Here is a 12,671-nt window from a genome sequence, read left to right on the forward strand (position 1 = left end):
ATGACCCCCTTTCGCTGTGTATGTTTAATCAACAATTTTTGTTACCTTCAAGATGTTTGGCAGCTGTTCGAGTTCCTCGATCAGGGTATCATCAATATTTTGGTCAACCTCAATTGTCATCAGGGCCATTTTTCCAACTTCCTTACGGGAAACCTCCATATGGCCGATATTGATTTCATATTTCGCCAGAGTATTGGCTACACTTGCAATGGCACCGAACCGGTCATTATGAACAACTAAGATGGCAGGGTGATTGCCAGAAAGCTTCAACTCAAAACCGTTCAACTCGATGATTTCAATCTTTCCGCCGCCAATGGAAATGCCTACTAATTCAAGCTCCCCATTGTGATCGCCAATTATGATTCTAGCGGTATTGGGGTGGTCTGTAACAGCATCCTCTTCAATGAAGCGAATTTTCATTCCGCGTTCTTCAGCAATCTCAATAGCTTTGATAATTCTTTTATCGTCCGTATCGAAATCCAATAATCCGCCCACAATCGCAACATCCGTACCGTGACCCTTGTACGTTTGCGCGAAGGATCCGTATAACGAAATATTTGCCCATTTCGGCTCCCTGCCAAATAAACTTCTAGCGACGCGGCCGATTCTCGCAGCACCGGCAGTGTGAGAGCTTGACGGACCAATCATGACCGGGCCAATGATATCAAACACGCTTCTATACTTCATGAATCTATTCCCCCTTGCCCTATGTCTTTCTATCTTTATTAAAAAATGGTTAGTATATATTATCCAAAAAAAGAAGGGTGGTCCCTATGGACCCCCTTCTATTTTAGCCGTTATTTATTCAATTGAAAAGATATAAGAATATAATGGCTGTTTGCCATTATGAACCTCTATTTCCACATCGCTGAATTTTTCTTCAACGAATTCGGTAAGCTGGCTGAGTTCTTCCTCTGTCACATCTTCACCATAAATGATGGTAAGAATTTCAGAATCTTCATCAAGCATGTTTGATAACAGGTCTTCCGCTGCTTTTTCTTTATCTTTATTTTTAACAACAATTTTCCCTTCGGCAATCCCCATGAAATCCCCAGTTTCAATATCCAGTCCATCGATTTGTGTATCGCGGACGGCAAAGGTGATTTGTCCGGTTTTCACATGGCTTAGCGCCTCCGTCATAGCAGTAGTGTTTGCCTCTGCATCTGCGGAAGGATTAAAGACAAGCAGAGCGGAAAGCCCTTGCGGAACGGTTTTGGATGGAATCACATAAATTTCTTCATCCGATACATCGCGAGCCTGCTCAGCAGCCATAATGATGTTTTTATTATTCGGCAAAATAAATACTTTTTTGGCGTTTACTTCTTTAACAGCCTTGACAATATCCTCTGTACTTGGATTCATCGTCTGGCCGCCTTCAATGACTGCATGGGCCCCGATGCTCTTAAAAAGGTCGGCAACGCCCGAGCCCATCGAAACAGCGACAATTCCGTATCCCTGCTTTTCTTTTGGTGTTTCTTTCACCGCAGTGGCAAGCGGAGTATGTGTTTCTCCAACAATATTGGAATGCTGCTGGCGCATATTTTCAATTTTCATATTAATAAGGTTGCCGTAGCGCTGACCGTATGTTAATACTTCACCAGGCTGCTCGGAATGAATATGAACTTTCACAATATCATCATCAGAGATCACCAATAATGAATCTCCATAATTGCTTAGATCATTGCGGAAAGCAGTCTCATTAAATGGATGCTTTGCTATCTTTTCTGTTTCAAAACGGACCATAAACTCTGTACAGTAGCCATATACAATATCTTCAGTGTTAATATGGCCCTGAACGCTTTTATGATGCTCGGCATTGACTAATTCATCCATTGATGGCATGGCTTCTGGTGAGTCCGGCAGTTTTTCTCCCTTTAATTCAGCAAGAAAGCCTTCATATACACAGACAAGCCCCTGCCCGCCGGAATCCACAACTCCGACTTCCTTTAAAACAGGCAATAGGTCAGGTGTACGCTTTAGGGAAGCTTTAGCCTCCTTTAGAACATCTTCCATAATAACAACAATATCATTTGATTTTTGCGCAGTCTGCACAGCTTTTTTGGCAGCATCTTTGGCAACAGTCAGAATTGTTCCTTCGACCGGCTTCATAACAGCCTTATAAGCCGTTTCAACTCCGGCCTCAAGCGCTCCTGCAAATTCATTTCCATTAATGATTGCTTTTGCTTCGATTGCTTTAGAAAAACCGCGGAACAATTGCGAAAGAATAACACCAGAGTTTCCTCGTGCTCCCATGAGCAGTCCTTTTGAGAGAGAAACCCCTACTTTACCAATATGTTCTTGAACATTATTTTTAACCTCTTTTGCACCTGAGGTCATGGATAAATTCATATTAGTCCCTGTATCGCCATCCGGAACTGGAAAAACGTTTAGAGCATCTACCATTTTAGCATTTGCTGACAGATGATTGGCGCCTTGAATAATCATCTCGGCAAAACGTTTTCCATCTAATGCTGTAATTGACACAAACTTCACTCCTTACTACGGGTTCGTCACACGAACTCCCTGAACGAAAATATTAACCGAATCAACGGCAAGTCCAACTGTCTTATCAAGGGTGTACTTAACCTTCGATTGCACGTTGTGAGCAATTTCAGAAATCTTGGTTCCATAGCTGACAATAATATACATATCAATATGTAACGCTTCATTTTCCTGGCGGACAATGACACCGCGGGTGAAATTTTCTCTTCTAAGAATTTCAGTTATGCCATCTTTGATCTGATTTTTAGAGGCCATGCCGACAATTCCATAGCATTCTACCGCTGCTCCTCCGGCAATGGTTGCGATTACTTCATTTGAAATATCAATTTGTCCGTACTTCGTTTTTAATTCAATGGACATGAATCGTTCCCCCTCCTGAAAAATTGCTCCTTAACTACAGTCATTTTACTATAGTAGCTTAAATATTGAAAGTCATTCCTGGTACGTTTACTATAACAGCATTTATTTCAGGGTAATGTCAAGGTTTTTTTCTTGAAACCATTTAACTAAGCTATTGCATTCATAATGGTTGTGTGATAAATTATTAAGGTATCTTAAGATAGAAAATTTGGCTATGCCATTTTTCTATATGATTAGTATCTTAAAGAATACTGGTTAAGCTTTTCGTGTTAAGGAGGGAAATTTAATGCCGCGCAAATGTGTAGTAACTGGAAAGAAAACCACTACTGGTAACGCCCGTTCTCACGCTATGAACGCTAACAAGCGTACATGGGGTGCTAACCTACAAAAAGTACGTATCCTTGTTGATGGAAAACCAAAGCGTGTTTGGGTTTCTGCAAGAGCGTTAAGATCCGGTAAAGTAGAACGCGTATAATTTTTTAGTGAGGCTGTCATCTGACAGCCTCATTTTCTTTTATTTTGTCCTAATTAATAAAAATAAAAAGCACCCAGTTTATTCGAATGGGTGCTTTAGGTTTATGAAAGGTAATAAGCCCTTTTTGGGGGAATGAGGCCTTTTCCTATTCTTTTTTATTAAACACGCCAATCATCGCTCGGACAATTCCACCTAAAAATCTCGGCAGTTTAATTGTATAAAATTTCATACTGTCCCTCCTCACAAATCTCACGTCTAACATTTTATTCTTTACCCTAAATCCGTACGCCCTTACCATTTTATTCAAACGAACAAAATCAGTACCGATTTTTCGAGGCTTTTAATCATGGCTTCTTATCACTAATAATATGCCTTCCGAAAATGAAAAAGTACCATAATCGCTAATAAGTTCATTACTTATACATAGTGTGGATCCGAGGGAAATATGACGGTTCTTCAAAGGATATTTGAACCCATCCAGGGTAATCCCGAAAACATCTAGGGTTAATGGCACAAAAGAAATATATTTTTTATCCTTCATTTTTCTAAGTGTATGTGTGCCTGGCCCTTTTAAAAAAGCAATATTGTAACGGTCAATCAGAAAAATTTCCGTTTCAGTTTTGGCATTTAGCGGATGAATTAACAGCTGGACATTCGCCAGTAAATGGTCAAGCCTTCCCCCTGTGGCGCCAAAAAGAAGGATTTTCTCCGGCTGTTGCTTTAATGCCCAGTTTAAAGCTAACTCCATATCCGTTTCATCTTTTTCAGGAATAAATTTTTTTAATTTAATTACCTTATCTTCGATAACCGCTAATTCCGCTTTTGTCACGGAATCAAAATCACCAAAGGCAATTGCTGGTGTAATGTTTCTCGATATCAAATGAAATACACCGCGGTCAACACCCACCCATATTGCATCTTCTTCGATATATTCCGTTAAATCGGGCAGAAGATCCTCCGGACCTCCGGCGAGTATATGAATAATCATCATCTTAACTCCTTTTATATAAACAAAAAGCCGGCGTTAAGCCGACTTTGTTAGCTAATAGTGAAGTATAAGTGCAACTACGCCTCTGTCTGCGCCCTTTGGGGCTTGCCAATCGGCGAGTTTTCTTTATCCTCTTATATGCGAAATGGCCTTCGCATAATCCTCTTGATTATAGATGGCCGACCCTGCGACAAGGACATTTGCGCCGGCCTCAATACATAGCTTTGCTGTTTCCGGATTGACACCGCCATCGATTTCAATTTCAATTTCTAATCCTTTTTCCACTGCCATTTGTTTTACTTTCTTGATTTTCGGCAGCACCTCAGGAATAAACTTTTGCCCGCCAAATCCTGGATTGACTGACATTAACAGTACCATATCGATATCCCCGATAATATGCTGGATTGACTCTACAGGTGTGGCAGGATTTAAGACAACCCCGGCCTTTACACCAAAGGATTTAATGTTTTGAATCGTGCGGTGCAGGTGACGGCATGCTTCGACATGGACCGTTATATAATCCGCACCTGCCTTCGCAAAGGCTTCAATATATTGGTCCGGATTTTCAATCATTAAATGAACATCAAGCGGCAGTTTGGTTACCGGACGAATGGCTTCGACGATAAGCGGACCGATTGTGATATTCGGGACAAAATGACCATCCATCACATCTACATGAATGTAATCTGCTCCCCCTTTTTCAACTGCTAAGATTTCTTCCCCTAATTTTGCAAAATCAGCTGAAAGAATAGATGGGGCGATTTTTACCATAACTAGTACCTCGGCTTTCTATCTTTAATTTCCTGGAGGAAATCGACATAATGGTCGTAACGATACGTTGGAATCTCACCAGATTCTACTGCCTGTTTAACACCGCATTTCGGTTCGCTCAGATGAAAGCAGCCGCGGAATTTACAATTTTCACTTGCCCTTAAGATTTCCGGAAAACAGGAGGTTAAATCCTCTGCTTCGATATCCGTGAAATCCAAAGAGCTAAATCCCGGTGTATCCGCTAATAGCCCATTGCCGACTTTTATCAGTTCAACGTGTCTTGTTGTATGCTTTCCCCTTCCCAAATGGGTAGAGATATCATTTGTTTTTAATTCCAAATCGGGTCTTAGTACATTCAACAAAGATGATTTGCCAACCCCTGATTGGCCGGCAAAAACCGATATTTTATCCTCAAGATGTGGATGCAATAATTCAATGCCTGTTTCGGTCTCGGATGATGTCATAATCACTTCATAACCGGCGGCCTGATAGTGTGCGGCATATTCTGAAATCTTCTGCTGCTCCTCATCATTTGTTAAGTCCATTTTGGTAATACATATAATCGGCTCAATTTGATTAAACTCGACTAGGACAAGGAAACGATCCAGGAGTACGGTACTAAATTCAGGTTCGACGGCGGAAAAAACCAAAATCGCCAAGTCGACATTTGCAATTGGCGGGCGAACCAATTCATTTTTTCGTTCCTTCACTTCCAAAATGTACCCTTCTTGGTCATTTTCCGCTTGAAAAACAACTTCATCCCCCACAAGGGGAGTGATTTTATTTTTCCGAAACACTCCTCTTCCCCGGCACTGAATTAAATCATCGTTGTAAAGAACATAATAAAAACCGCTCAATGCTTTTACAATTTTCCCTTCAGGCATAGCAGCCCTCCTTGTAAAAAGATTTAATTTAAAAAAGTTATTCTACGTCGTTGTAATTAATCGTTTCTTCTGCAATAACTTTTGAATCACGAAACACCTGATAGCTGGCTTTTTTACCTTCCACAATAATCAATTTAATTTGCCTTGTTGTTGTTTCTGTAATATAGAAGACATCCGCAGGAACACTCATATTGTGATTCATATCATCAATATAAATCCTTACCTCTTGTTTTTGTCCAGGCTGACCTGGTATAGGAGGTTCGTAATCAATGGTAACTTCTTTCGTTTTTTCCTTAGGGGGTTTTTCTTCTTTTCCTTTTGAGACAATCACGGTGACTTTATCACCTTTTTGAAGCTGAGTCCCTTGTTTAGGTTCTTGCGAAATGATCATACCCTTTGGAATGGTTTCATTATATTGTTCCTGAGAAGCATCTAACGTTAAACCGAACGATGCCGCATAATCCTGTGCAGCTTTTACACTATATTGTGTTAGATCCAATAAAACGATTTTTTCCGGGCCCTTACTAACTTCAAATTCCAAAACAGTATCCTCTGGAACTACCTTTTTCCCGCCGGAAGGATTTTGGCTGAGAATCGTTCCCGGTTCGCTGTCATCGTTTTTCTCAGTCTTCTTTATATCTTTAAAATTCTGATTATCTAACAAACGAATTACATCATCGTATTGCCGGCCCACATAATCGGATAATTCATATTTTTCTTTTCCGGTACTAATATAAAGTGTTACCTTTGATTTTTCTTTAACGATTGTATCCGCTTCGGGATTCGTTTTAATAACACTGCCCTTTTCGATTTCTTCGTCAGTTAGTTTAATTCTCTTATCAATAGTCAGCCCCTGAGTTCTTAACTTTGAAATTGCATCGTCTTCCTTCATTCCGCTGACATCAGGAATCTTGACATCCTTTGCTGAGATTAATCCCGGAACAAAATAGGCGGATAGTCCAAGCAAAACCAGCAAAACTAAAAGTGATGTTAAAACGATTGGCCATTTTCTTCGCTTTTTATTTGCCCCTTTTCCTTGTTTCGAATCTGAAGTGCCACCCGAACCGCTAGTATTTTTTTCACTGGTGTGAACAATTGTTTCATCTAAGTTTTTTAATGGCTTATCATTTGTAATAATCGGGATGGCCTTTGTCGCTTCATCATCAATCGGTATGATAAATTTGGGTTCAAACAGTCGATCCGGATCAAGCGCTGTCCGTAAATCCTCCTCCATTTCATCGACGCTATTATAGCGATGAAATGGATCTTTCGCCGTCGCTTTTAAGACGATATTTTCTACACTCTGCGGAATGTTTGGATTCCATCTTCTGACAGACGGAGTTTCGGATTGCAAATGCTTAAGAGCAATTGATACAGCAGATTCTCCGGAAAAAGGAAGTCTGCCGGTCAATAATTCGAACATAACAATCCCCAGCGAATATATATCTGACTTTCGATTGGCCATACCGCCTCGGGCCTGCTCTGGCGATAAATAATGGACAGACCCAAGAACTGAATTAGTCTGCGTAATGCTTGTGGCACTTAAAGCCATGGCAATACCAAAATCCGTGATTTTCACATTCCCATCATGGTCTACCAAAATATTATGCGGTTTAATATCACGGTGAATAATATGGTTATGATGAGCATGAGAAATTGCCGAGGTCAACTGTTTCATAATTTCAATTGCCTCTTCCACTTTAAGAGGAGAATTTTGCTGTATGTATTGTTTCAATGTATTCCCATCTACAAATTCCATAACGATATAATATAAATCATCTTCTTCGCCAACATCAAATATATTGACAATGTTTGGGTGTGCAAGGCTTGTAGCAGATTGTGCTTCTCGATGAAACCGCCGAATAAACTCTTCATCATTTGCAAAATCAAGCCGGAGCATTTTAACCGCAACGTCCCGGTCAAGGATCATATCATGAGCAAGGTAAACGTTGGCCATGCCGCCTCCGCCAATCATATCAATGATTTTATAGCGGCCGCTTAGTCTTTTACCAATCAACATTACATACCACCCTCACTGGCTTCCAAAAACTCTACTATAGCCAATGTAATGTTGTCTTCTCCGCCATTTTCATTTGCAAGTGAGATAAGGGTTTTCGCTTTTTCCTCAAGATGGCCGCTGCTTAACAGCGTATCTTTCATCCTTGTTTCACTGACTTTATTGGAAAGACCGTCAGAACATAAAAGGAGTAAATCGCCTTCTTCGAAAGTGATTGTTTTAATATCCATTTCGACTGTTTTTTCAGTCCCCAATGCCCTTAGCAATACATTTTTACGAGGATGATGCTCTGCATCCTCTTTGGAAATTTGCCCGGTTCTGACTAATTCATTAACAAGGGAATGGTCTTCGGTAATTTGCTTAAAACCAGATTCATTAAGAATATAACCGCGGCTGTCGCCTATATTTGCCATTGTCGCAAACAAACTCGTAGCGATGGCAGCGACAATCGTCGTCCCCATTCCGTCACATTCCGTATGACTTAAGGCATGGTCAAAAAGAATTTCATTTACCTTTTTAATATGCTCCTCGAGCCACGTTTCGGCCGTCTCGGCATCTTTAATTCCTTTGGTTTTTTCCCATTCTTGTTTTAAATGCGATACGCTCATTTCACTTGCTACATCACCCGCACGGTGGCCGCCCATCCCATCGGCTACGATGGCAAGGCGGTCCCCGTCAAGGTTAATAAAAACTCCCCCGGCATCCTCATTGTGAAGACGCACTTTCCCTCGGTCTGTTTGAAATACTTCTTTCATACCTTTACATCGTCTCCTCTTTTCGCTCCTTTGCACGAAGCTGCCCGCATGCTGCATCAATATCATGGCCGTGCTCCCGGCGAATGGTTACATTTATACCACGCGTTTTTAGCGTTTTCTCAAAAGCAAAAATCTTTTCTCTAGGCGTGCGGACGTAATCCCTTTCCGGAACGTAGTTAACAGGTATCAGATTAACATGGCATTTAAGCCCTTTTATCAGTTCTGCCAATTCCTCGGCATGCTCTACAGAATCGTTAACACCGCCAAAAAGGCCATACTCAAAACTTATTCTTCTGCCTGTCTTATCGATATAATACCGCACTGCTTTCATTAAGTCATCAAGTTTAAAAGCTTTATTAATCGGCATTAACCTTGACCTTAATTCCGTATTAGGAGCATGCAGGGAGATGGCAAAATTAATTTGCATATTTTCATCGGCAAATTGATAGATTTTCGGGATAATACCGCTTGTTGAAACAGTGATATGACGAGCCCCGATATTTAACGCCTTTTCGTGATTGATAATTTTTAGAAAAGACAGCATATTATCGTAATTATCAAATGGCTCGCCAATACCCATAATGACAACGGAACTGACGCGTTCATCTGATTCATCAAGAGCTTGCTGGACCTTGACAACCTGGGCAACGATTTCACCAGCTTCTAAATGTCTTTTTAAGCCGCCAAGAGTGGAAGCACAAAAGGTACAGCCAATTCTGCAGCCAACCTGAGTCGTTACACAAACTGAGTTTCCATAATCGTGACGCATTAAAACTGTCTCAATGGAATATCCATCATGAAGTTCAAACAGAAATTTGATCGTTCCATCCGAGGATGTTTGCTGAATAACCGTATTTAAGGTAGTAATTTGAAACGCGGCGTCCAGTTTCTCTCTTAATCCTTTGGACAAATTGCTCATATCCTCAATGGTAGTGACCCGTTTTTTATAAAGCCAGTCAAAAATTTGCTCAGCTCTGAATGGTTTTTCGCCATTCTCTTTCAGCCATTCCTTTAAATCTTGAAGCTCCAGTGAGTAAATCGATTTCTTTTTGTCCAATGCTGTATTCTTCTCTGCTGTATTTAGTTGTTCCAATCGTTACACCTTCCTTTTTAAAGCGGCTATATAAAAGCCGTCTGACCCAAAATCCTGTGGGAATATTTGTAAATCAAATCCGGTAATGAGCGGTTGAATCGCTTCTGGCATCCTGTTTTTGAATGATAAATCTCCCTCAAACTCCGGATTGTTTTCTAAAAATGTCTTTACTGTATGTTCATTTTCCTCTTTATCTACTGTACAGGTACTATATACAAGGGTACCGCCTTTTTTCAGTAGAGGCGCAACAGATGTTAATAGACTTTGTTGAATACTGCTTAAACGCTCTAAGTCCTTTTCGGTCTTGGTATACTTCATATCAGGCTTTCTTCTCATTACCCCAAGCCCGGAACATGGTGCATCAAGCAGAATGCGATGAAATGTTTCCTGCTTGAACTTTTCCTGCAGCAATCTTGAATCAGAGACATTTGTCTTTATATTTGATAACCCTAATCGGCGGGCATTTTCATTGATTAGTCTTACTTTGTGCTGGTGAAGGTCAACGGAAATCACTTCGCCAGTATTTTGCATCTTTTCAGCAATATGCGTGCTTTTACCTCCAGGGGCTGCACAAGCATCAAGGACAAATTCATTTTTTTCGGCTCCTAATGCATAGGCTGCAAGCATTGAACTTTCATCTTGAATTGTGAACATTCCATATTTAAAAGCAATGCTAGTAGCCAGATTTCCCTTTAACGACCTAATCGCCTCTGGAATAATCGGGCTTTTTTCAATTTCAAACCCCTCTTCTTCCAGCACCTGGGCACATTCATCTCGAGAAATCTTGGTGAGATTGACTCTGGCAATTTGCATCGGTGCCGTCAGATTGATCTCACACATTTCTTTTGTTTTATCATAGCCAAATTGGCTGACCCAGCGGCCCACAAGCCATAATGGGTGACTCGTTTCCAGTGATAATCTTTCAATTGGGTCAGAAACTTCATTTAAAGATGGAAGTCCTTCTCTTTGAATGCTTCTAAGCACACCATTAACCAAACCTGCAATTCCTTTATGTCCACGTTTTTTGGCTATTTCTACTGCCTCATATATAGCAGCACGATCAGGAATTCGGTCAAGATAAACCATTTGATAAACAGTAAGTCTAAGTAAATGAATAATCCAATCCGCCAATTTTTTATGGTCTTTTATATAAGGCTTGAGAAAGAAATCTAAGGCCATTCTTCTTTGTAACGTCCCATAGGTTAATTCCGTTAATAAGCCGATATCCTTTTGCGAAATTTGATTATTATTGATTGCATGATTAAGCAGAAGATTGCTGTAGGATTGATTTTTTTCTATCGTAACAAGAAGATCCATTGCCGCTTCCCGTACATTCGTTCTCGCTTTGGTTGTCATTTTATTCTCCTAATTTACTGCCTGCTGAAATTTTCGAACCCGCTCCCCGTAAAAATTGCTCACTGGCCATTTTTGTTTTTCCAGATGGCTGCAGTTCGATAATTTTAATCGCCGTATCATCTCCGGTGCTGACCGTTAAGCCGTCCGGCTCAATGTTGATGATTGTCCCGGGTACGTCCTGCTTGGCATTTTTAATTTTCTCCGCTTGCCAAATTTTTAGCACCTGGCCATCTAATATCGTAAAAGCAACAGGCCATGGATTTAAGCCGCGAATTTGATTATATATTTCAGCGCCTGTTTTGGCCCAATTAATTTTTTCCTGTTCTCGCTTAATATTGGGAGCAAAGGTCGCCTCGCTGTCATTCTGCGGCACTGGGTTTAATTTGCCCTCGAGGAGCCTAGTCAACGTTTCTGAAAGCAGTTTGGCACCTGCCGCACTAAGTTTTTCATGTAGTGTACCAACGTTATCATCTTCGGCAATTGGAACTTCCACTTTTGATAACATATCACCGGCATCTAATTTCTCGACCATATACATAATGGTAACGCCTGTTTTCTTTTTCCCCTGCATAATAGCATAATGGATTGGAGCTCCGCCGCGTAATTCCGGAAGCAAGGAAGCATGGACATTGATACAGCCAAATTTCGGGGCATCCAGCAGCTCCTTTGGTAAAATTTGGCCAAAGGCTGCCGTTACGATTAAGTCCGGCTTCAAAGCGAGGATTTTACTGAGCTCTTCTGAATGACGAATTTTTTCCGGCTGCAAGACAGGGATGCCCTGCTTTACCGCTTCTACCTTAACGGGAGGCGGTGTTAAAACCTTTTTTCTACCGACGGGCCTGTCCGGCTGGGTTACCACGCCAATTACCTCGTAGCCATCTTTAATGATTTGTCCTAAAATAGGCACTGAAAAATCAGGTGTACCCATAAAAACAATTTTCGTCATTCAGCCTCTACTCCTTTTAACTCATCTTCCTCGAGATATCGCAATACCTTTGCTGTAAACAAAATCCCGTCTAAATGGTCGATTTCATGCTGAATAGCCCGTGCCAGGAACCCTTCAGCCTCCACTACATATTTTCTCCCTTTTCGGTCCAAGGCTTCAATTTTCACAAAATTTGGTCTTGATACTTCCCCAAACAAATCAGGAAAGCTTAAACAGCCCTCCGGTCCTGTTTGTTCTCCGGCTGTTTCGAGAATACGCGGATTTATCATTTCGATCGTCCCTGATTCATCATCAATGTCGACGATCGCCACACGGGCGTCTATACCAATTTGCGGAGCGGCAAGCCCCACTCCATCAAATTCAATCATGGTGTCATACATATCATCTAGCATTTTTGCCAGTTTTTTATCAAACTTTACTACCTCTTGGCATTTTGTTTCCAGTATCTCCGCAGGGTAGTTTACAATTTTACGTATCGCCAAAACTGTTCCTCCAGTATTTTTCTACTAATTATTATTTCATTT

14 protein-coding genes are annotated in these 12,671 nt (G+C 40.9%); 1 reads left to right on the forward strand and 13 read right to left on the reverse strand.

Features of this window, described 5'->3' with window-relative positions; genetic code table 11:
- Positions 1-24: 24 nt before the first annotated feature.
- From sdaAB to KHA99_RS05375, 3 genes are all read right to left on the reverse strand, one after another.
- The gene (gene sdaAB, locus KHA99_RS05365; RefSeq protein WP_213116365.1) at positions 25-687 is read right to left on the reverse strand and encodes an L-serine ammonia-lyase, iron-sulfur-dependent subunit beta; all 663 of its coding nucleotides are present in this window, start codon (positions 685-687) and stop codon (positions 25-27) included.
- A 114-nt stretch (positions 688-801) separates the two neighbouring features.
- Positions 802-2,484 carry a DAK2 domain-containing protein gene (locus KHA99_RS05370; protein ID WP_213116366.1) on the reverse strand — a complete coding sequence of 561 codons (1,683 nt, stop codon included), beginning with the start codon at positions 2,482-2,484 and terminating at the stop codon, positions 802-804.
- 15 nt (positions 2,485-2,499) lie between these two features.
- Complete coding sequence (locus tag KHA99_RS05375; RefSeq protein WP_213116367.1) at positions 2,500-2,862, reverse strand: Asp23/Gls24 family envelope stress response protein; 363 nt, start codon at positions 2,860-2,862, stop codon at positions 2,500-2,502.
- A 286-nt stretch (positions 2,863-3,148) separates the two neighbouring features.
- Between KHA99_RS05375 and rpmB the strand changes: the two genes are divergently transcribed.
- Complete coding sequence (gene rpmB / locus KHA99_RS05380; protein ID WP_007087786.1) at positions 3,149-3,337, forward strand: 50S ribosomal protein L28; 189 nt, start codon at positions 3,149-3,151, stop codon at positions 3,335-3,337.
- Positions 3,338-3,482: 145 nt separating this feature from the next.
- On the opposite strand, the gene spoVM is transcribed toward rpmB, so the two are convergent.
- From spoVM to def, 10 genes are all read right to left on the reverse strand, one after another.
- On the reverse strand, positions 3,483-3,566 hold the full coding sequence (gene spoVM, locus KHA99_RS05385; protein ID WP_042356285.1) for a stage V sporulation protein SpoVM: 84 nt from the start codon (positions 3,564-3,566) through the stop codon (positions 3,483-3,485).
- A gap of 111 nt (positions 3,567-3,677) precedes the next feature.
- A complete protein-coding gene (locus KHA99_RS05390; protein ID WP_213116368.1) occupies positions 3,678-4,328 on the reverse strand; it encodes a thiamine diphosphokinase in 651 nt (216 codons plus the stop codon).
- A gap of 123 nt (positions 4,329-4,451) precedes the next feature.
- A complete protein-coding gene (rpe, locus tag KHA99_RS05395; RefSeq protein WP_213116369.1) occupies positions 4,452-5,096 on the reverse strand; it encodes a ribulose-phosphate 3-epimerase in 645 nt (214 codons plus the stop codon).
- A gap of 2 nt (positions 5,097-5,098) precedes the next feature.
- A complete protein-coding gene (rsgA, locus tag KHA99_RS05400) occupies positions 5,099-5,980 on the reverse strand; it encodes a ribosome small subunit-dependent GTPase A (RefSeq protein ID WP_213116370.1) in 882 nt (293 codons plus the stop codon).
- A gap of 37 nt (positions 5,981-6,017) precedes the next feature.
- On the reverse strand, positions 6,018-8,000 hold the full coding sequence (pknB, locus tag KHA99_RS05405; RefSeq protein ID WP_213116371.1) for a Stk1 family PASTA domain-containing Ser/Thr kinase: 1,983 nt from the start codon (positions 7,998-8,000) through the stop codon (positions 6,018-6,020).
- On the reverse strand, positions 8,000-8,752 hold the full coding sequence (locus KHA99_RS05410; protein WP_213116372.1) for a Stp1/IreP family PP2C-type Ser/Thr phosphatase: 753 nt from the start codon (positions 8,750-8,752) through the stop codon (positions 8,000-8,002). Before KHA99_RS05410 ends, pknB begins: the two co-directional genes overlap by 1 nt.
- 4 nt (positions 8,753-8,756) lie before the next feature.
- Positions 8,757-9,845: a dual-specificity RNA methyltransferase RlmN gene (gene rlmN, locus KHA99_RS05415; protein WP_213116373.1), complete on the reverse strand. Its 1,089-nt coding sequence runs from the start codon at positions 9,843-9,845 to the stop codon at positions 8,757-8,759.
- A 3-nt stretch (positions 9,846-9,848) separates the two neighbouring features.
- Complete coding sequence (gene rsmB / locus KHA99_RS05420) at positions 9,849-11,201, reverse strand: 16S rRNA (cytosine(967)-C(5))-methyltransferase RsmB (RefSeq protein WP_213116374.1); 1,353 nt, start codon at positions 11,199-11,201, stop codon at positions 9,849-9,851.
- Position 11,202: 1 nt separating this feature from the next.
- Positions 11,203-12,147 carry a methionyl-tRNA formyltransferase gene (gene fmt, locus KHA99_RS05425; RefSeq protein ID WP_213116375.1) on the reverse strand — a complete coding sequence of 315 codons (945 nt, stop codon included), beginning with the start codon at positions 12,145-12,147 and terminating at the stop codon, positions 11,203-11,205.
- Positions 12,144-12,629 (reverse strand): peptide deformylase, encoded by a 486-nt coding sequence (def, locus tag KHA99_RS05430; protein ID WP_213116376.1) that lies wholly within the window; start codon positions 12,627-12,629, stop codon positions 12,144-12,146. The genes fmt and def overlap by 4 nt, the downstream gene beginning before the upstream one ends.
- Positions 12,630-12,671 lie beyond the last annotated feature (42 nt).

Origin of the sequence: Neobacillus rhizophilus (assembly GCF_018343535.1) — a bacterium.
Classification (GTDB): domain Bacteria; phylum Bacillota; class Bacilli; order Bacillales; family Cytobacillaceae; genus Neobacillus; species Neobacillus rhizophilus.